16 protein-coding genes and 1 tRNA gene are annotated in these 20194 nt (G+C 67.5%); 4 read left to right on the forward strand and 13 right to left on the reverse strand.

The window, feature by feature from the left end; all coding sequences use genetic code 11:
• Positions 1–10: 10 nt before the first annotated feature.
• Together PGN12_07805 and PGN12_07810 are read right to left on the reverse strand one after the other, a co-directional pair.
• On the reverse strand, positions 11–1393 hold the full coding sequence (locus PGN12_07805) for a methyl-accepting chemotaxis protein (GenBank protein MEH3103797.1): 1383 nt from the start codon (positions 1391–1393) through the stop codon (positions 11–13).
• Between the two features lie 53 nt (positions 1394–1446).
• Positions 1447–2514 carry a radical SAM/SPASM domain-containing protein gene (locus PGN12_07810; protein ID MEH3103798.1) on the reverse strand — a complete coding sequence of 356 codons (1068 nt, stop codon included), beginning with the start codon at positions 2512–2514 and terminating at the stop codon, positions 1447–1449.
• Positions 2515–3095: 581 nt separating this feature from the next.
• On the opposite strand from PGN12_07810, the gene PGN12_07815 reads away from it, so the two are divergent.
• On the forward strand, positions 3096–3725 hold the full coding sequence (locus PGN12_07815; GenBank protein MEH3103799.1) for a DUF4198 domain-containing protein: 630 nt from the start codon (positions 3096–3098) through the stop codon (positions 3723–3725).
• Between the two features lie 245 nt (positions 3726–3970).
• Here the strand turns inward: PGN12_07815 and PGN12_07820 are convergent.
• The 6 genes from PGN12_07820 to clpB form a co-directional block, all read right to left on the reverse strand.
• Positions 3971–4047, reverse strand: a tRNA-Arg gene (locus tag PGN12_07820).
• Positions 4048–4106: 59 nt separating this feature from the next.
• Positions 4107–4475, reverse strand: a complete 369-nt coding sequence (locus PGN12_07825) for a hypothetical protein (GenBank protein ID MEH3103800.1) — start codon at positions 4473–4475, stop codon at positions 4107–4109.
• Positions 4472–5131 carry an endonuclease III gene (nth, locus tag PGN12_07830; protein ID MEH3103801.1) on the reverse strand — a complete coding sequence of 220 codons (660 nt, stop codon included), beginning with the start codon at positions 5129–5131 and terminating at the stop codon, positions 4472–4474. Before nth ends, PGN12_07825 begins: the two co-directional genes overlap by 4 nt.
• A complete protein-coding gene (gene dapB, locus PGN12_07835; protein ID MEH3103802.1) occupies positions 5128–5856 on the reverse strand; it encodes a 4-hydroxy-tetrahydrodipicolinate reductase in 729 nt (242 codons plus the stop codon). Before dapB ends, nth begins: the two co-directional genes overlap by 4 nt.
• Before the next feature lie 114 nt (positions 5857–5970).
• Positions 5971–7644 (reverse strand): malate dehydrogenase (quinone), encoded by a 1674-nt coding sequence (gene mqo / locus PGN12_07840; GenBank protein MEH3103803.1) that lies wholly within the window; start codon positions 7642–7644, stop codon positions 5971–5973.
• A 488-nt stretch (positions 7645–8132) separates the two neighbouring features.
• Positions 8133–10712 carry an ATP-dependent chaperone ClpB gene (clpB, locus tag PGN12_07845; GenBank protein MEH3103804.1) on the reverse strand — a complete coding sequence of 860 codons (2580 nt, stop codon included), beginning with the start codon at positions 10710–10712 and terminating at the stop codon, positions 8133–8135.
• Positions 10713–10829: 117 nt separating this feature from the next.
• Between clpB and PGN12_07850 the strand changes: the two genes are divergently transcribed.
• Positions 10830–11906, forward strand: coding sequence for an NAD-dependent epimerase/dehydratase family protein (locus PGN12_07850; GenBank protein ID MEH3103805.1), 1077 nt, complete (start codon positions 10830–10832; stop codon positions 11904–11906).
• Between the two features lie 155 nt (positions 11907–12061).
• Here PGN12_07850 and PGN12_07855 read toward each other — a convergent pair whose 3' ends face one another.
• Both PGN12_07855 and PGN12_07860 read right to left on the reverse strand, forming a co-directional pair.
• Positions 12062–12832, reverse strand: a complete 771-nt coding sequence (locus PGN12_07855) for a glycosyltransferase family A protein (protein MEH3103806.1) — start codon at positions 12830–12832, stop codon at positions 12062–12064.
• A complete protein-coding gene (locus PGN12_07860) occupies positions 12829–13884 on the reverse strand; it encodes a glycosyltransferase (GenBank protein ID MEH3103807.1) in 1056 nt (351 codons plus the stop codon). Before PGN12_07860 ends, PGN12_07855 begins: the two co-directional genes overlap by 4 nt.
• Before the next feature lie 57 nt (positions 13885–13941).
• On the opposite strand from PGN12_07860, the gene PGN12_07865 reads away from it, so the two are divergent.
• Both PGN12_07865 and PGN12_07870 read left to right on the forward strand, forming a co-directional pair.
• Entirely contained in the window at positions 13942–14721 is a 780-nt protein-coding gene (locus tag PGN12_07865) for a glycosyltransferase family 2 protein (GenBank protein MEH3103808.1), read from the forward strand.
• A 12-nt stretch (positions 14722–14733) separates the two neighbouring features.
• Entirely contained in the window at positions 14734–15720 is a 987-nt protein-coding gene (locus PGN12_07870) for a hypothetical protein (protein MEH3103809.1), read from the forward strand.
• Positions 15721–15832: 112 nt separating this feature from the next.
• Here PGN12_07870 and PGN12_07875 read toward each other — a convergent pair whose 3' ends face one another.
• Genes PGN12_07875 through PGN12_07885 form a run of 3 tightly spaced genes read right to left on the reverse strand, consistent with a single transcriptional unit; the run spans position 15833 to position 20027 of the window.
• Positions 15833–17224, reverse strand: a complete 1392-nt coding sequence (locus PGN12_07875; GenBank protein MEH3103810.1) for an efflux transporter outer membrane subunit — start codon at positions 17222–17224, stop codon at positions 15833–15835.
• Positions 17221–18378: an HlyD family secretion protein gene (locus tag PGN12_07880; protein MEH3103811.1), complete on the reverse strand. Its 1158-nt coding sequence runs from the start codon at positions 18376–18378 to the stop codon at positions 17221–17223. The genes PGN12_07875 and PGN12_07880 overlap by 4 nt, the downstream gene beginning before the upstream one ends.
• Positions 18375–20027: an MFS transporter gene (locus PGN12_07885; protein MEH3103812.1), complete on the reverse strand. Its 1653-nt coding sequence runs from the start codon at positions 20025–20027 to the stop codon at positions 18375–18377. The genes PGN12_07880 and PGN12_07885 overlap by 4 nt, the downstream gene beginning before the upstream one ends.
• Positions 20028–20194: the final 167 nt, after the last annotated feature.

Raw genomic sequence — 20194 nt, forward strand, 5'->3', positions numbered from 1 at the left:
GCAGCCCGACCTATCCCTGATCCTTGTACGCCAGTTGCAGGATGCCCCAGTGCTTGCCGTTGACGTTGATCGACGCGATCACCTGTTTGAGCAGGATCACGCTGCCATCCGAGGCGAGGCGGCGATACGCCTTGAGGCAGAACGGCTTGGTGATCTTCACCTGCTCCTCGGTATCGGGGAAGTGGAAGAACACGCCGGCGCGTGAATATTCGGTGTTCCAGCTACGCTCGCCGGGACGCTGCGGCAGCGACCGTTCCGGCATCGCCACCGCGCCGAAGCAGCGCCGGTCCGTGAAGCTCATTCCGAAGAAGCCGGGCAGGGCGCGTGCCGCCTCCTGCTGCGGACGGGCGAGCGCCGTGATCGTCGCCATCGCTGGGTGGGTGAAGAGCGGCGGATCGCTGCCTGCGACCGGCTGGTAGGTGTCGCCGAGGATCGTCGCGTCGTCGAGCGTGCCCGACGCCACCGCCTGCGCCAGCCCCTCCGACACCTGCCGCGCCGCGGCGGTCGCAAAGTGGATGTAGGGGCGATCCGGCGTGTCGGCGTCGCTTTCGGCGAGCAACTGGAGCAATTCGTTGGTGTCGTCGCTGACGGTGGTCAGCCGCTTGGACAGCCGGTGCAGGCCGGCAGCATTGTCGCTGGAGGTCGCCGACAATTGCCCGAGCCCGGTCTTCACCTCGACCACCGCCGACAGCATCGACCCGATCCGCCGCACGACGCTCTCGCTGTTGCGTTCCAGCCCGTCCATCAGCCCGCGCAGCTGTGCGACCAGCGCCTTGACCTCATGCGTTCCCTGGTGCGCCGAGCGCGCCTTGGTGACGCCTGTGTCGACACGGCCGAGCATCGCGTCCGCCTGCGTGGTCAGCGCTGCGATCGAGGTGTTGATCCGCGACGTCGCCGCGGCGGTTTCCGACGCCAGCTTCTTGACCTCGCCCGCGACCACCGAGAAGCCGCGCCCGGCGTTGCCGGCGCGCGCCGCCTCGATCGTCGCGTTGAGTGCAAGCAGGTTGGTCTGCTTGGCGATCGCATCAATCGTCGCGGTGACGCGTCCGACCTCCTCCAACGCCGACGTGAACGCGCCGAGGCTGTCGTGGATGCGGCTGACCTGCGCGATCAGATCGACGACGTCACCCATCGCGGCGTCGATCTGGACGTGCGAGCTGGCGAGCAGCCCGTGCGCGCCGGTGGTCGCGCCCGACGCCTCGCGCGCGGCATCCGCGACATTCTCGACGTCGTCGGTGAGGCGGCTGGTCTGCGCATCGACGCTCTCGATCGTGCGTGCCTGCGCGGTGACGCGCGTCGAAAGCTCCGAGATGTCCGCCTGCAGATCAAGCGTCCTGATCCCCAGCTCGCCCGCAACGCGCGAGGCCCCGGTAATTGTCTGATCTAGCGTCAAAATCAGCACCTCCGCCCGCAGCGGTAGCGGCTGATGGTTAACGATTGATCGATTTATTCCTGGATGACCGAACAGCCATGGCAGAAGTGGCCGACGCTCGGCCCCGATGCCGGAGGATTGGTGACGAGACGCCGCGCCTCCCGGTATCGCTCCCCCTTGTAGATATCGGCGATGGAGTGGGTCGCGATGCTCCCCAGCGGGCGTGCATCGACGTTCCTGTCGTTGACCTCGTCCATCCGATAATTGCAGCAGCCGTAAACATTGCCGTCCGACCCGACGAGTGCCGAGAAGAACGGCCATGCACAACGCGGCAGCGTCTTCTTGGCGCGCGGCTTCCAGCCGTCACGTGGCTTGAACTGGATCAGCCACGGTGTCGTCGATCCCTCGAACACGACCAGATCGATGCCCAGTTTCCTGCAAAACCCTTCGACCTCATCCAGTTCATGTCTGTTGTGATCGAAAACGATGTACTGAAGGGTGATTTGCAGACCCGCCGGCTTCTTGAGCGTTCCGAGCCGCGCGAGATTTTCGGAGACGGCTTTCCAGTTGCCGCCGATCCGCTGCTGCCCGAACGTCGTATCGGATATGCCATCGACGGCGATGATGAGCGAGGTCAGGCCCGAATTCAGAAGCTCAAGCAGGGCGGCATCCGAAAGAGGGAAGCTGAAATTCGACGTGATATACGTGTTGATATTGGCCGCATGAGCGTATTTGATCATCGGGATCAGCGCTTTGTTCAGCAACGGCTCCCCGAGGTTGTACAGGGCCATGACATGCGTCCGGCCGCGCACCTGATCGACGAGTTGCGTGAACATCTGCAAATCCATCGCTTTCGGCAGCTTGTTCCGCTCGGATTTCTGCAGCTGGCCGTGGAAGCAGACCGGGCAGCTAAGCTGGCACCGCGGCGTGACGTCCACTTTCATGTGAAAGGGCACGCCTTTGCCGTCGGTCTTCCCCCGCACGAAGCAATAAGCGAGCGACGCCAGATTGAGGATCTTCCTTGTCGTCAGATTCTTGCGGAGTACGTAACTCTTGCGCGAAATCTGGCGTACTTGCGGCAGCTTGCCCGCCAGCACGCTCGCGGCTCTGGCGATCGCCTTCTCGGCGCTACTTTCGACCAAGAATCACCTCTAGGAGAGTTCTGCCGCGCGTCATCGCGGTTTCACAGAACCATCATTGAGCCGGTCAAAGCTTTGACGTCAAGAAACAATCCGCCGGAGTCGCGGTCTCGTCAGTGCGGGCAGCGGACGGTCGAGAACAAGGTAAATATTCCGCGACCCGACGACTTGGCCGCAGGATGGCGGAGAGCAAAGGTGCTGCGGGCAACGATGCCGGGCCGCTTCGACACCATTGTCCTGTCCCGATTCAGGTCACGGGCAACGATCATTGGCGTGAAATTGGCTGAGAGGTCTATTCGACGGTGGGGCGAGGTCAGTGCTCCGCCACTTGGTCGGTAACCATGGCAGCTCGGGGATACGATGCGTCGCGGTCGGCGGGTGCAGCTCGCACCACGGATCGCCGAAACCAGCGTTGCCGCGGCCAGCGTTGGTTGCCCGTCGGCCCTGGGCGAGCGCAGCTGTGTCTCGCCGGTCGTCGACCGCAACGCGTGAGGTTGCGAATGATAGCCATGTGCAGTACGGCAGTCATCCTATTACCGTTCTTGGGGAAATAGGGCGACTGACCGCTTCGTTGGAGACAAGGTATGATCAAGCCAATCCTCGCCGCCGCCTTGCTCGGCACCTCGACGCTTGCGGCGGCGCACGAGGTTTGGATCGAGCGCAACGGGAACGCTCCCGCCCGGATCTATCTTGGCGAGCCGGCTGAGCCGGTGCCGGCCGGCGGTGATCCGGAGTTTGCGAAACTGAAAGCGCCGCGACTGATCCCGTCGTCGCAAGCGGCGATGGTTCGCCGCACCGACCATATCGAGGTGGCTGCCGGCACCGACGACGTGCGTGCGATCGACGACGCCGTCTTCCCCGCATGGGGCCCCGCCACCAAGCGAGAGGCGATCGTCTATTATGCGCGTGCTGGTCGACGTGAGCCGAGGGCGATGTTGCCGTTCGAGATCGTTCCGGGGGCGGCGTCCGCAGATCGGTTTACGGTCGTCCGCCACGGCCAGCCGCTGGGCGGTGCCGAGGTCACGCTCGTGACGCCGGCGCGCGAAACCCGCAAGCTGCGCACCGACGAGCGGGGCGAAGTGGCGGTCCCTTCGTCGGGGAAGGGGCGTTACCTGCTGACCGCCGCGGCGCGCGACGATGGCGAGCAGCAGCACGGCGGCGTGACGATCCACACGCTGCACCACGTGACGACGACCAGCTATTTTGTGGAGTGATGCGCGAGCGTGCCGGGCAGATCGGCGCGCGCTCGGGGGTGGGGAGTGGGGATCGGCGAATCTATCGCAGCCGACCGGCCGACCGTTTGAGCGTCACGAAATCAAGATGATTGCACCCTCGCGATCAACGTGCTCGCGGGTGTGGGCCGAACGGGCTTTGTACGCGCGTTCCGGTTTTGGGAGCGCATTTTCCTGCGTGTTCTCGCAAGAATTGGCGGGGGCTTGAGCGTTTTCCCTTGGAAAGCTGGCGCACCCGACAGGATTCGAACCTGTGGCCTCTGCCTTCGGAGGGCAGCGCTCTATCCAGCTGAGCTACGGGTGCCGATTTGCGTCGCCTAGCAGGCACCGCCGCGTCGCGCTACCCGTTTTGATCGCAAATCGTCAGCGGGGCAGCGTCACCGGCTGGAAGGGGGCGAGGCCGCAGCGCGCGCCCTGCATCGGACCGCTGGCGTAGAGGACGGTGATGAGATCCTGCGCGCACAATTGCCCGATCGATGTCGCATAGCCGAAGCGACGTTCGGTGCCGAGGCCGGGGCAGCGGTGCGACAAGGTGACGCGGTACATGCGACGATCGGAGGTGCGGAAATCGATGACCCGATCGCTTCGCACCAGCGTTTCCTCAATCGACGCCAGCGAGAGGCAGGTGCGCGAGGGTCCGGCGACCGTCGCGGGCGGTAGGTCGGCGACGCGGTCACGGGCCAACGACGGTGCGGCGATCAGCAGGGCGGCGACCGGCAACAAGCGCATCATGAACTCTCCGAGCGGGCCGGCGGGGGTGGTGTCTTCGGTTTGAACGCGCACAGGTCGGCGACGATGCAGCGCCAGCATTCGGGGCGGCGCGCCTTGCAGACGTAGCGCCCGTGCAGGATCAGCCAGTGATGCGCATGGACGCGGAACGGCGCGGGGGTGGCGGCATCGAGTCGCTTCTCGACCGCCAGCACCGTCTTGCCCCTGGCGAGCCCGGTTCGATTGCCGACACGAAAGATGTGCGTGTCGACCGCGAACGTCTCCGCGCCGAACGCGACGTTCATCACGACGTTGGCGGTCTTGCGCCCGACGCCGGGCAGCTTCTCCAGCGCCTCGCGGCTGGCGGGGACTTGGCCGCCATGTTCGTCGACAAGGGCCTGCGACAAGGCGATGACGTTCTTGGCCTTGGTGTTGAACAGCCCGATCGTGCGGATGTGCTGCTTGAGCGCGTCGAGCCCCAGGTCGAGCATCTTCTGCGGCGTGTCGACCGTCGCGAACAGCGCGCGGGTCGCCTTGTTGACGCCCGCGTCGGTCGCCTGCGCCGAGAGCACGACCGCCACCAGCAGCGTGTAGTCGTTGACCGATTCCAGCTCGGTTTCAGGGTGCGGATTGGCTTCGGCGAGACGGCGGTAGAATTCGAGAATGTCGGCCTTCTTCAAAGCCCGAGCACCTCGGCCATTGCGTAGCGCCCCGGTGCGCGGCCAGCGAGCCACAGCGCGGCTTTCACCGCGCCGCGCGCGAAGATCGTGCGGTCGTCGGCGCGGTGGCCGATCTCGATCCGCTCGCCTTCGCCCGCGAAGATGACATTGTGGTCGCCGACCACCGATCCGCCACGTAAGCTCGCGAAACCAATGGTTCCTTCGCTGCGCGCGCCGACCAGCCCGGCGCGGCTGTCGACGCGGACCTCCGCGAGCCGGGTGTTGCGCCCCGCCGCCGCGGCCTCGCCGAGCAGCAGCGCGGTGCCGGAGGGGGCGTCGACCTTATGGCGGTGGTGCATCTCGGTGATTTCAATGTCCCAATCCGCGCCGAGCCGTGCCGCGGCCTCGCGCACCAGGACGCTCAACAGCGTCACGCCGAGCGAGGTATTGCCGGTCTGGAGCACCGCGACCGATTCCGCGGCGCGTTCGATCAACGTCTGGTGCGTCGCGAGCAGCCCGGTGGTGCCGATCACGATCGGCGTTCGCGCCGAAATTGCCGCCGTCAAATGCGATTCGAGCGCGGCCGGTGTCGAGAAATCGACCAGAACATCGGCCGCGTGCGCGACGGGGAACGGATCGCTGCCCGCATCGCCGCCGCCGGCAACCGTCACGCCCTCGGCGGCCGCGATCGTGGCGATCGCGCGGCCCATGCGACCGTTGCTGCCATAGATGCCGATGCTGGTCATGCTTGGTCACTCTGCCGGGGATTGTGTCGGACAAATCCCCTTCGCACGAAAGCGCGCGCGGCGGCAGGGGGAGGGCGGAGTTTTTCCGTACCGCTCCCCCGGTCCGGGCCGACGTTACAGCGCCAGATCGGGATGACGATCCGGCTTGACGCGCGTTGCGGCCGGCGCGGGCTGCGACGCGACATGGACGGCCGGCGGGGCGATCGTCAGTTGCAGCGTTTCGGCGGTCGCGGCCCATTCGCGTGCGAGCAGATCGGGCTGCGTGTTGAGCGGCGTGCCATAGTTGGGGACGATTGCTCGGATACGCTGTTGCCACGCCGGGGTCGCGAGCCGGTCGGCGAAGACCTTCTTGAGCAGGTCGAGCATGATCGACGGGGCGGTCGACGCGCCGGGCGATGCGCCGAGCAGCGCCGCGATCGAGCCGTCCTTCGCGGCGACGATCTCGGTGCCGAGCTTGAGCACGCCGCCCTTCTTCGGATCGCGCTTGATGATCTGCACGCGCTGCCCGGCCTGCCACAGCCGCCAGTCGTCATCCTTCGCGCCCGGCAGATATTCGCGCAGCGCGTTCATCCGATCGGCGTCATTCATGATGAGCTGCCCGGCGAGATATTCGACGAGGTCGAAATCGTCCCAGCCGACGGCGAGCATCGGGCGGAAGTTGTCGAGCGTCACCGACGCGGGCAGGTCGAAATACGAGCCTTGCTTCAGGAACTTGGTCGAGAAGGTCGCGAACGGGCCGAACAGCAATACCTGCTTGCCGTTCAGATAGCGCGTGTCGAGATGCGGGACCGACATCGGCGGCGATCCGGTCGCGGCCTTGCCATAGACCTTGGCGAGATGGCGCTTGGCCACCGCCGGATTTTCGGTGACGAGGAACGACCCGCCGACCGGGAAGCCGGCATAATCGTCCGCTTCCGGAATGCCCGACTTCTGCAGGATCGGCAGCGCGCCGCCGCCCGCCCCGGCGAAGACGAAGCGCGCGGTGATCACCTGCTCGCTGTCGTCCTTCATGCCGCGCGCGGTGACGCGCCACGTGCCGTCGGTGTTGCGCTCCAGCGAACGTACCTCGTGCCCGGTGGTGAGCGTGAAGTTTGGCCGCTTGCGGAGCGACGCGATATATTGCCGCGTCACCTCGCCCCAGTCGCAATCGGTGCCGAGCGGGGAGCGCGTCGCGGCGAGCTTCTGACCGGGGGCGCGGCCCTCCATCATCAGCGGCACCCACTCAGCGATCCGCGCGGGGTCGTTGGTGAATTCCATGCCCGAGAACAGCGGGCTTGCGCCGAGCGCCTCGTAGCGCTTGCGCAGGAAGGCGACATTCTCGTCACCCCAGACGAGGTTCATGTGCGGGGTGGAATTGATGAAGCTGCGCGGGTTGCCGAGCACCCCGGCCTTCACCTGCGACGACAGGAATTGGCGGGTGATCTGGAATTGTTCGTTGATCTCGATCGCCTTGGCGATCTCCACGCGGCCATCGGCGGCGTTGACCGGGGTATAGTTCAGCTCGCACAAGGCGGAATGGCCGGTGCCGGCGTTGTTCCAGCCGTTCGAGCTTTCGTCGGCGACGGTATCGAGCCGCTCGACCAAGTCGATCGACCAGCCGGGTTCGAGCTGGGTGAGCAGCACGCCCAGCGTCGCGCTCATGATCCCGCCGCCGATGAGCAGCACGTCGACCTTGCGCTCGGTCGCCGCGGCACGCGCGGTGGGCGCGAGCGCGGCCGTGCCGGCGGCGAGGCTGGCGCCTAGAAGGTTGCGGCGGGTGACGCCGGAAGTGGGCGGGTTGGTCTGCATCGGGGAGTCTTTCCGCTATGACGACAGGCCCCCGACCCGTTCGCGTCGGGAGATCATCGCTCGTGATCGTTTCGGGCGCAGCGCAGCGCCGTGCGGGCGAGCGCAACCGAAGGAAATCCTCACCCAAAATGGATCGTTCGGAAGGGCAAATGGCACCGGCGCCTGCGCCGCGCAAGGCTTGTGGGCGTGACAAGGTGTGCCAGGGGCGGCCCTAGATGGCAGGAGTTTCGGTCATCGAGGTTACCCGGTGCCTACCGTCATCCCCGCGACCTTCGTCATTCCGGCGACCTTCGTCATTCCCGCGAAGGCGGGAATCCATAACCTCTGACGTCCCGACCCTTGCGAAGACCTGCGCGTCTGGATCCCCGCCTTCGCGGGGATGACGAAGGGCGGGAATGACGAAGGGTGGGGATGACGAAGGGTGGGTGGGGAAGGGTGGGTGGGGAAGGGCGGGGAGGGTTGTGTACCCACCCCGCCCGAGCGCCCGGTCAATTCACCGACAGCGCCAGCTTGCCGTCGCCCTCGTCGACATGGACGGTCGCGCCGTCCTTCACCTCGCCGCGCAGGATCAGCTCGGCGAGCGGGTCCTGCAGGTGGCGCTGCACCGCACGCTTGAGCGGGCGCGCGCCATAGACCGGGTCGTACCCCACACGCCCGAGCCACGCACGCGCGGCATCAGTGAGGTCGAGCGTGACCTTGCGATCCGCCAGCAGCTTGCCGACGCGCCCGACCTGTATGTCGACGATCGGCCCCATGTGCGCCTGCCCCAGCCGGTGGAACAGGATGATCTCGTCCAGCCGGTTGAGGAACTCCGGCCGGAAGTGCGCGCGCACCACCTCCATCACCTGCGGCTCGACGCTCTCCACCGGCGCATCGTCGGGCATGTTCGCCAGATACTGGCTGCCGAGGTTCGAGGTCAGGATGATGAGCGTGTTCGAGAAATCGACCGTGCGCCCCTGACCATCGGTCAGCCGGCCGTCGTCGAGCACCTGAAGCAACACGTTGAACACGTCGCCATGCGCCTTCTCGACCTCGTCGAACAGCACGACCTGATAGGGGCGACGCCGCACCGCCTCGGTCAGCACGCCGCCTTCCTCATAGCCGACATAGCCCGGCGGGGCACCGATCAGCCGCGCGACGGCGTGCTTCTCCATGAACTCGCTCATGTCGATCCGCACCATCGCGCTGGGATCGTCGAACAGGAATTCGGCGAGCGCCTTGGTCAGCTCAGTCTTGCCGACGCCGGTCGGCCCGAGGAACAGGAAGCTGCCCAGCGGCCGGTTCGGGTCCTGCAACCCGGCGCGCGCGCGGCGCACCGCGGTGGAGACGGCGCGCACCGCATCGGCCTGACCGATCACGCGCTTGCCGAGCACTTCCTCCATGCGCAGCAGCTTCTCGCGCTCGCCCTCCAGCATCCGGTCGACCGGCACGCCGGTCCAGCGGCTGACGACGCCAGCGATGTCATCGGCGGTCACTTCCTCGCGCAGCATCGCGCCCTGCGTGGTCGCCTGCGCATCGGCCAGCTGCTTCTCCAGCGCGGGGATGCGCCCGTAGGACAGCTCGCCTGCCTTGGCGAGATCGCCCTGCCGTTGCGCCTGTTCGAGTTCGAGCCGCGCGGCGTCGAGCTGTTCCTTCAGCTTCGCCTCGCCCGCGATCTTGTCCTTCTCGGCCTGCCAGCGCGTCGTCAGCTCGGCGGATTGCTGTTCGAGATTGGCGAGTTCGCCTTCCAGTGTGTCGAGCCGGTCGAGCGATGCGGCATCGGTCTCACGCTTCAGTCCCTCGCGCTCGATCTTGAGCCGCAGGATGCGGCGGTCGAGCGTCTCGATTTCCTCGGGTTTGCTCTCCACCTCCATGCGCAGCCGGCTCGCGGCCTCGTCCATGAGGTCGATTGCCTTGTCGGGGAGGAAGCGATCGGTGATGTAGCGGTTGCTGAGCGTCGCCGCCGACACCAGCGCACCGTCGGTGATCCGCACGCCATGGTGCAGCTCGTACTTCTCCTTGAGCCCGCGCAGGATGCTGATCGTATCCTCGACGGTCGGCTCGCCGACGAACACCGGCTGGAAGCGGCGTTGCAGCGCCGGGTCCTTCTCGACGTGCTTGCGATATTCGTCGAGCGTGGTCGCGCCGACGCAATGCAGCTCACCGCGCGCCAGCGCGGGCTTGAGCAGATTGCCGGCGTCCATCGCGCCCTCGGACTTGCCCGCGCCGATCAGCGTGTGCATCTCGTCGATGAACAGGATGATGTCGCCATCGGCCTGCTTGACCTCGTCGATGACGCCCTTCAGCCGCTCCTCGAACTCGCCGCGATATTTCGCGCCCGCGATCAGCGCGCCCATGTCGAGCGCCATCAGCGTCTTGTCCTTGAGCCCGTCGGGGACGTCACCGTTGGCGATGCGCAGCGCCAGGCCCTCGACGATCGCGGTTTTGCCGACGCCCGGCTCGCCGATCAGCACCGGATTGTTCTTGGTGCGGCGCGCGAGCACCTGGATCGTGCGACGGATTTCCTCGTCGCGGCCGATCACCGGGTCGAGCTTGCCGTCACGCGCCGCCTGCGTCAGGTCGCGCGCGAACTTCTTGAGCGCGTCGTAGCGGTCCTCGGCGCTGGCGGTGTCGGCGGTGCGCCCGCCGCGCAATTGCGTGATGGCGGCATTGAGTGCCTCCGGCGAGGCATTGGCGGTCTTGAGCGCCTTGCCGGCCGCGGTGTTGAGGCTGAGCGCGAGCGCGACCAGCAGCCGCTCGACCGTGACATAGGAATCGCCCGACTTCTGGGCGATCTGCTCGGCCTGATCGAGCACGCGCACCGCATCCGCCGACAGGCCCGGCTGGTTCTGCGCGCCCGAGCCGCTGACCGCGGGGATCTTGGCGAGCGCGGCGTCAACTTCGCTCACCGCGCGGCGTGCGTCGCCGCCCGCAGCGGTGATGAGCCCGGCAGCCATGCCCTGCTCGTCTTCCAGCAGCGCCTTGAGCAGATGCTCGGGCGCGATCTGCTGATGGTTCATGCGCAACGCAACGGTTTGCGCGGATTGGAGGAAGCCGCGTGCGCGGTCGGTGAATTTCTCTAGGTTCATCTGTAAGCCCTGTTTCTCTTGGGTGTCAGATGGTGTTGCCTTTGGGCAACACAAGGGGGTGGGTTGCGCCACCGAAGCTAGGGTGGCACCGCGACCCCCGCAAGCATGGAGGCAGAAGTGGCGCGTCGTGTTCTGGTGACCGGGGGCTGTGGGTTCGTGGGGCGCCATCTGGTCGCCAGGCTGGCCGCGGAGGGCGGCAACGAGGTCTGGATCATCGACGATCTGTCGACCGGCAAGGCGCCGGCCGACTGGGAGGTGCCGCAGCTTCGCCATGTCGGCGATGAGGACGGCGTGGCATTCCACGAGGTCGTCGGGCACGATGCGGTGGTGCGGTTCATCCGCGCCGATTTCGTCGCGGTGGCGCAGGCCGAACTGGGGATGACGCCATCGCTGGGGTTGGCGAAGCTGCCCGCGTTCGACGAAGTCTATCACCTCGCCAGCGTGGTCGGCGGGCGCAACGTGATCGACAACGATCCGCTGGCGGTCGGGATCGATCTGGCGATCGACAGCACCTTCTTCCTGTGGTCGGCGAAGGTCGCGCGGCCGGCGCGCATCCTCTACGCCTCGTCCAGCGCGGCCTATCCGATCGACCTGCAGGAAGCTGGCGAGAGCCGCGCGCTGTGCGAGGACGATATCTCGTTCGAGAAGCGGCTGGGGCTGCCCGATTATACCTATGGCTGGAGCAAGCTGACCGGCGAGTATCTCGGGCGGATCGCGCATGAGAAATACGGGCTGAGCGTCGGCGTGGTGCGGCCGTTCTCGGGCTATGGCGAGGATCAGGACGTGGTCTATCCGTTCCCGGCGATCGCGCTGCGGGTCGCGGCGCGGCGCGACCCGGTGCGGGTGTGGGGATCGGGGCACCAGACGCGCGACTTCGTGCATATCGACGATGCGTGCGCGGCGTGCCTGCTGGTGTGTCGCGGAGTGAGCGACGCGCGGGCGTTCAACATCGGATCGGGGAAGGCGACCAGCTTCCTCGACCTCGCGGCGCGGATGGTTGCGATCGAGGGCTATGACGCGCCGGTGCTGGGGACCGAGGGCAAGCCGGTCGGGGTCGCGGAACGCTATTCGGACGCGTCGCGGATCAGGGACGAATTGGGGTGGGTGCAGACGATCCCGCTCGACGAAGGCATCGGACGCGCGCTCGATTATGCGCGCGGACGGCTGGCGCGCGGGGTGGAGCCGGAAATGTAAACGCTTATCCACGTCGCCCCTGCGCAGGCAGGGGCCCATGTCTATATCGTCAGTGAAAGAGGTCGACACATAGGCCGACCGTCATGTGTCAATCTCTCCACATCATTCGGCAGAGATGGGCCTATGCCTGCGCAGGGGCGACGGCTGATAACAGGTTAGCTCAGCCACGTCTTGTCGCGCAGGTTGAGGTTGTCCATCCGCCGCGCCGCGAGCCGCGGGCCGAGGAAGCGGTAGAAGTACCAGTCCTTCGCGGCCGCGGGGGTGAAATGGTAGAGCAGCCGCTCCGTGACCGTCCAGTTCACGGCGCTGCGGTCCGCGCGGCGGGGCGACGGCACGCACCACAGGTCGAACGGATAGACGATCCGGCCGTGCTTGCCGACGCGCTGCATGATCTCGTGATCCTCCAGCACGTACCGCCACCACCGTTCGCCATAGCCGCCGGCGGCGCGCAGCGCGTCGGTGCGGAACGTCTGGCCATAGCCGCCGGTGTGCGTCTGTCGCGGCCATAGCCGGCTGACGCATTGGATGTGGCGTCGCTTACGCAAGGCGGCCGCGGCGTCGTCGGCCGGCACGTCGGTGGCCATTACCGCCACGACCGCCGGCGCGAAGGCGGCCTCGGCGGTGGCGAGATAATGCGGCGGGTAGATCGTGTCGGCATCGCCGAACGCGACGAACGGCGTCGTCACCGCCGCGAGGCCGCGTTCCAGTGCATGAATCTTGCCCGGGCGAGGCTCGTGCAAATGCACCACGTCGACATCGGCCAGCGTCGCGCCGATGTCGCGCGCAAGTGCCGCCGACGTATCGGTCGAACCATTGTCGACCAGCACCAGCCGGAACGGTCGCAACGTCTGCGCCGCGAGGCTCTGGAGCGTCGCGGGCAGATAGTCGGCCTCGTTGTAGTAAGGGATGACGAACGACCAGTTCACCGAAGCATCCCCGCGAGCACCTGACAGGCCGCGACGCTGCTATCCAGCCCATGTGTCGCCACCGCGTGCCGCCGCGCCGCCGCGCCCATCGCCGCGATCCGCGCCGGATCGTCGAGCAGCGCGGCGGTCGCGGCGGCGAAGCTGGCACGGTCGACGCGCAATCCGCAGTCGGGGGGGATGACGTCATCGCCCATGCGCGTGCCGAAACCGACCACCGGCTTCCCGCATGCCATCGCCTCGACGATCGCACGCGGGAAATAGTCGCGGCGACCGGCGTGGAAATAGACGTGCGATTGGTGGAGCAGGCCGGGGACGTCGCGATGCGGCACGTGCCCAAGCCAGTCGATCATGGGATAGCGTTTCGCCAGCGCCGCTGCATCCGGCCCGCCACCGGCCACCGCGACGCGGTAACGCTGCGACAGCGCGCCGACCTCGTCGAAGCTCTTCCACCGCGACAGCCGGCTGACCGCGATCACGTCCCAGCGGGCCGGGCGCGCTTCGGGATGGAACAGATCGGTGTCGATCGCCTTGGGCAGCCGCAGCATGCGGGTGCGCGGGATCGGCGTGCGCCAGAAGAAGCGCGGATGGGCCAGCGCATCTTCTTGAAACGCCGATTCGGGGAAGACCATCTTCGCGTGCGGCAGCAACCGGCTCCAGTAGTCACCGCCGATGATGACCGCATAGCGCCGCGCGTCCGGCTTCAGCAGCCGGTCGTACAGATGATAGCCGATCCCGCCGTTGGTGCCGATCACGACGAACAGCGCGTCGCTCGCGGCGCGTGCCGCCGCCAGCATCGCGGCGCTGACATGTTCGCGCGGCGCGCGGCGCGGATTGTCGGCGCCGAACAGCCGAATGGTGTAGCGCGTGCCGGCATCGCCCGCCGCCTCAACCACCTGCGGTGTGCGCCCTATCCCCCATAACTCGACTTCCACCCCCATCGCCGATAATATAGCGGGCATCCGACGATCGCGATTGTTCCACGCCAGCCATTCGGCCTGGTCGGCGACGCTGACGTAGGTGGGATAGCTGAGGATGAAGATGATACGCGTCATGCAGTGGTCGCTGGTAGCCGGTTCGCGGGCTCCTGCCCAGCACGCGGGAGCGCACGCATGATCGCGCCCTTCAACGACGACGGTCCGCGCATTTCGTGCCTGATGGTCACCGCCAATCGCCGCAAGCTGGCGGAGCGGTCGATCAATTGTTTCCTTGCGCAGGATTACCCCAATCGCGAGATGGTGATCGTCGACGACGGCGAGGAGGATTACACGCCGATCCTCGCCGCAATTCCGCCCGAGCGGCTGATCCACCACCGGCTGGTCAAGGATCCGGCGCGCACGCTGGGCGACCTGCGCAACCTGTCGCTCGACATCGCGCGCGGTGCGTTGATGTCGCATTGGGACGATGACGACTGGTTCGACCCGGAACGTCTGTCGCGCCAGCAGCAGGTGCTGGGGGGCAAGGCGGCGTGCTGGACCACCGCGACGCTCGTCCATCTCGACGATCCGGCGTGGCTGGAGCGGCCGTATGTCGGTTACATCCAGGGCGGTGCGCCGAGCACGATCCTGCACGTTCGCGACGACAGCATCCGTTATCCCTCCGAGCGCAAGGGCGAGGACAGCACCTTCCGCGACGCATGGGTGAAGCGCGGCGTCGTGACGATGGGGGCCGAATGGGCCGGGCTGCTGATCCGCTGTTTCCACGGCAGCAATACGTGGGAACGCAACCACTTCACCCGGCGGGTGGCGCTGCGCCCGCAGCACGTCATCGAGTGGAACATCCGCAAGCTGTTCGGCGCCACCGCCAATTACTCGCAATTCCGCCTGACGCCGCGGCAGCAGGCGTCGTTCGACGCCTTCTACGCGGAATCGCGCGCGCTCGGTATCTTCTGACGCGTCACAGCGATGCTGGAGCACCGTCTCGAACGCTGGCGCACGCTGGCGGAAAGCTCGGGCGCGAAGGTCGCGGGCAAGGTGGCGCGGATCGCCTTCTTCGTCGGCATGATCGCGTGGATGGTGTTGAAGGTCCGCGCGATCGGCTGGCGCGACGTGGTCGCCAGCCTGCCGGTCAATCCGTTATTCTACATCCTGTTCGTCATAGGCTTCCTGATCCTGCCGGCGTCGGAGATCGCGGTGTTCCGCACGATCTTCGCGCGACCGCTGCCCGGCGGCTTTCCGATCTATATCCGCAAGCGCATCCTCAACAGTGCGCTGGTCGGTTATTCGGGTGAGCTATATCTATTCGTCTGGCTGCGACGCACCATCGGCCTGTCCAAGAGGACGATCGCGATCGGGCTGAAGGACAATGCGATCCTGTCCGCGCTCGCCTCCGGGGGCGTGACGCTGATGCTGCTGATCGCTTTTGCGCTGGCGGGTGACGCGCGGCGCATCGCCAAATGGCTGGATCCCGGTCCGGCACTGCTGATCGCCGGTGTGTTGGGGACGATCTTCGTCGCGCCCCTGTTGTTTCGCCTGCGCCGGCAATTGATCGCGATGCCCGCGCGCCGGATGGCGCAGGTCATGGCGATCCACAGCGCGCGGATCGTCGCCACCGTCCTGTTGCAGGCGACGCAATGGGCGGTCGTGTTGCCGCAGGAGCCGTGGAGCGTCTGGCTGGTGTTCCTGACCGCACAGATGGTGATCTCGCGATTGCCGGTGATCCCGAACCGCGACCTGCTGTTCCTCAGTGCCGCGCTGGAAATGAGCGGGACGATCCACGGCCCGCGCGAGGCGATGGCGGGGTTGCTGCTCGCAGGCGGCGCGCTGACGCAGGGGAGCAATCTGGTCTTCTACCTGCTGACGTCGCTGTCGAAGCAGCCGCCGGTGGTGGAGGGTGCCGACGTCATCGAGGCGGAGGAGCCGGACGGCGACAAGATCGCGGGATTGCCGTGAACGCTCCCGTCATTCCCGCGCAGGCGGGAATCCAGACGCGCAGGTTTTCGCAAGGGTCACAAACGTCAGAGGTTCTGGATTCCCGCCTTCGCGGGAATGACGAAGGATGGCGTCACCGCTCCACCGTCGCCACATCGGCGCGCGACCAGCCGCCGCCCATCGCCTGATACAATGCGACATAGCTGTTGAGCCGATCGGCGCGCGCCTGCGCCAGCGACAGTTCGGCGGTCAGTAGCGTGCGTTGTGCATCTAGCTGCTCGATATAGCTGGAATAGCCCGCACGGTAGCGGTTGGTGGCGTTCTGGAGCGCGCCGCGCGACGCCGCGACCTGCTCCGACAGCGCCTGCGCCTGCTCGCCGGTGCGGCGCACGCCGGCCAGCGCATCCTCGACCTCGCGGAACGCGGTCAGCGCGGTGCGGCGATACGCGAACGCGGCCTGATCGCGCCGCGCGGTCGCGCCGCGTTCCTGCGCGCGCAGCCGCCCGCCGTCGAAGATCGGGCCGAGGATGCTGGCGCCGAGCGAGAACACCAGCTCCGGCTGCGCGAGCGCGGTCGAGAGGACGAGGTTCGCCGCGCCGGTCAGCGAGAGATTCGGGAGCATCGCCGCACGCTGGCTGTCGAGCGAGCGGTCGGCGGCGACCAGCGTCTGTTCGGCCTGAAACAGGTCGGGGCGGCGGCGGAGCAGGTCGGCGGGCAGTCCGTCGGGGATCGCCGGGGTGGCGAGCCGCTCGAGCGTCACCCCGCGGTCGATCGCGCGCGGCACGTCGCCGGTCAGCAGCGCCAGCGCATTTTCGGCGCGGGTGATCGCGAGTTCGGCGGTGGGGACGAGCTGCGCGGTGCTGGCATATTCGGCCTGCGCCTGCCGGTATTCGAGCCGCGAGGTATAGCCGGCCTCGAAGCGCCGCTGCGCGATCCGCAGCGCCTCGGCGCGCGCCGCGAGCGTATCGCGCGCGATCGCCAGCCGATGGTCGAGCGCGCGCAAGGTGATGTAGCCCTGCGCGGTGGTGGCCGCGACCGCGAGCCGCACCGTATCCGCCGCCGCTTCGGTGGCGAGCAGTTGCGCGCGCGCCGCGCGGGTCGCCTGCCGCAGGCGCCCGAACAGGTCGAGATCGTAGCTGAGCGTCAACCCCGGCTGCACCGCGGCCGAGCGCGCGGTGGTGCCGAGCGCGCTGATCTGCTGCCCCTGCGTCTCGGGCACCGCGCCGCCGACCTGCGGGAGCAATTGCGCGCGCGCCAGTGCCTCGGCGGCGCGCGCTTCCTCGACGCGCGCGGCGGCGGTCTGGATGTCGAGATTGTTGGCCAGCGCCCTGTCCACCAGCGCGGTCAGCACCGGGTCGCCGAACCCCTGCCACCAGCCGGCCTGTACCGGGCCACCGACCGGCAAAGCGTTGCGCCACGCCGGGGGCGGCACGACTGCCGCGCTCTCCGGCGCGGCGCGGCGCGCGCCCGGCAGGGCGCAGCCTGCCAGCAACAGCGGGAGTAACAGCGCGCGGGTCCTGCTCATTGCGGGCTCGGCACACCATCGGTGTCGACCCGCGCCTGCACCGACATGCCGGGGCGCAGCCGCTCGGCGAGCCGCTGGCCGGGGTCGACGCGGATGCGCACCGCGATCCGCTGCGGCACCTTGGTGAAATTGCCGGTGGCGTTGTCGGACTTGAGCACCGCGAACTCGCTGCCGGCGGCGGGCGAGATCCGCTCGACGCGGCCCGTGAGCCGCGCGTTGGCGAGCGCGTCGACGGTGAAGCTGGCGCGCTGCCCGACCGAGATCCGCGCGGTCTGCGCTTCCTTGAAATTGGCGATCACCCACGTTTCGGGCGGCACGAGGAACATCAGTTGCGATCCGGCGGTCACATATTGCCCGACGCGCACCCCGACTTCGCTCAGTCGGCCCGCTTCCGGGGCGCGGATCACGGTGTTGGCGAAGTCGATCCTCGCGAGGCGCAGCGCGGCGCGCGCGCCCGACACGCCGGCCTGCTGGCCGCCGCGCCCGACCTCGACGGTGCGGATGTCCTGTCGCGCGATCTCCTGCGCGGCCTCGGCCTGATTCAGCTGCGCCTGCGCCTGTCGCAGCGCGGCGAGGGTCTGGTCGCGTTCGCGCAACGACACCGAGCCGTCAGTGACGAGATCGTTGACGCGGTTCATGTCGGCCTGTGCGCGCATCAGCTGCGCGCGGGCGTTGGCGACCGCCGCACCCTGCGCGCCGAACGACGCCTGTCGGCTGGCGGCGGTCTGGGTGGCGTTGGCGAGCGTCGCCTGCGCGGTCTCGACCTGCGCCTGCGCCTGTTCGACGCGCTGCGCGTAGATACGGTCGTCGATCGTGACGAGCGGCTGGCCGGCCTTCACATTCTCGAAGTCACGGACCAGCACGCGGGTGACGTAGCCCGACACCTGCGGGGCGATCACCGTCGTGCGGCCGCGGACATAGGCATTGTCGGTCGACTCGTACGCGGTGGTGAACGGCCATACCCGCCATGCAGCGAGCACCGCAGCGATCCCGGCGACCGCGAGCAGCAGGATCAGCGCGACCGCGGTGCGCGACAGCGCGGGCGGGCGCCACCCGGATCCGGCGGGCGGGGCAGGGGCCGCGGCGGCGGCGTCTTCGGCCAATTTCTCCTCGGTGACGGGGTCGGGGGCAACGGGGGAACGACTATCGGTCATGCGGTGGCCTGAACGCGCGCGCGCCACGAACGGCGCAGCAGGAGGAACAGAAGATAGAAGAAGGTGAGCGCCGCGAGCACCGCGATCAACCGGAACATGTCGTCATAGGCGAGCACGTTCGCCTCGCGCGTCGCGGCTTGCGACAGCAGCGCGCCGCCCTCGGCGCTGCGCAGCGTCGGATCGCCGACGACGCGTGCGACGCCACTCGCGCCCGACTGGAGGCGGGCCTGGACGATCGGGTCGGTCGGGTCGATCGCCTGCACCAGCGCGGCGCTGTTCGCCTTCTCGCGGACCACCTGGTACGTGCCGAGGATCGCGGTGCCGGCGAGCCCGCCGATCGAGTTGAGCACGCCGAACAGCGCGAGGAAGCTGATGACGTGTCCGGCGCCTTGTTGCAGCGCGCGCGTCATCCCGAACAACAGCGACGGACCGAGGAAGAAGGCGCCGGCGAAGGCGATCGTCGCCTGCGTCGCGTAAAGTTGTGGCGCGCGCGTCAGGCTGGTCGAATAGGAATCGACCCATGCGGCGATCGCGACGAGCCCGATCGCGAGCATCACCGGATGTGCGAGCTTGGTCGGGTCGAGCGTGATCGCGCTGATGACGAACCCCGCGACGGTGGCGAGGAAGATGATCGTGAAGAACGGCACCAATTGGTCGTTGTTCTGCCCGAGCACGGTCAGCAGCCCGACCGCGCCATAGGTCTGTTCGGACAGCACGATCCGCGCCATCAACGTCACGACCGCGAAGCGGATGATGTCGGCGCTGCCGAGCCAACGCGTGTTGAGCAACGGATTGGCGCGGTGATGCTCGATGATGAGCGCTGCCGCCAGCATCGGGATCGCGCCGAGCAGCGCCCAGCCGATCCACGCCGATTGCGTCCACCAGACGTAGCGCCCGAGCCCGAGCACCGCCGCGAACAGCCCCATCGACCCGGCGAACAAGGCGAAGGTGACGAAGTCGAGCTTCTCGAACGCCTTCTGCCGCGTCGTCGGCGGCAGGCGGAAGGCGAGGACGGCGGCGAGGCTGAGCGCCGACAGACCGAGCTCGAACAGATAGAGCGTCCGCCACTGGCTCATCGACAGCAATTCGGGCGAGAACAATCGCGCGAGCGGGGTGGCGAGCTGCGGGATGCCGATCCCCAGCACGATCGCGCGCAGCCGCCATTTGGCGGGGAACGCCTGCATCAGATAGTAGAGCGCGAAGGTGTTGAGCGCTGCGCCAGCCATGCCACTGGCGCCGCGCACCAGCACCGCCGACCAGAAATCGCGCACGAACAAATGCCCGAGCGTCAGCAGCAGGTACAGCGACAGGAAGATGATCGCAAACGGCCGCAGCCCGAATTGCTGGCGGAACTTGATGAGCAGCAGGTTGATGCTGACGTTGGTCATCACATAGACCGTCGGCAGCCACGCGATCTCGGCCGGATCGAGCCCGAGCGCGCCCGCCAGCGTGAAGGTGTTCGCGCTGACCAGGGCATTGCCGAAGCCGCTGGTCAGCCCGACGAGAATCGCGACCAAAGCATAGGCGAGCTTGCGGCGGCGCGGGTGGTCGGGCGAGCCCGGCGAGCCGGGCATGACCGGACGCTCGTGGGGGGCATAGTCCCAGCGTTCCTCGGCGAGGACGGTGCGGAGGCGGGTGAGGAGCGCCATTTCAATTACATGCCTGCGGTTGCGGGCGCTGTCATGAGGGGTGGGCAAGTCCTCGTGCCTTGAGCACGTCGCCCGCCGATTTGCGCGACGTCCACCCCGGCGAAGGCCGGGGCCCAGTTGAGGGACTGCGCCGGATAACCAGGTACGCTGCGTGACTGGACCCCGGC

Source organism: Sphingomonas phyllosphaerae, assembly GCA_036946405.1.
Taxonomy (GTDB): domain Bacteria; phylum Pseudomonadota; class Alphaproteobacteria; order Sphingomonadales; family Sphingomonadaceae; genus Sphingomonas; species Sphingomonas phyllosphaerae_D.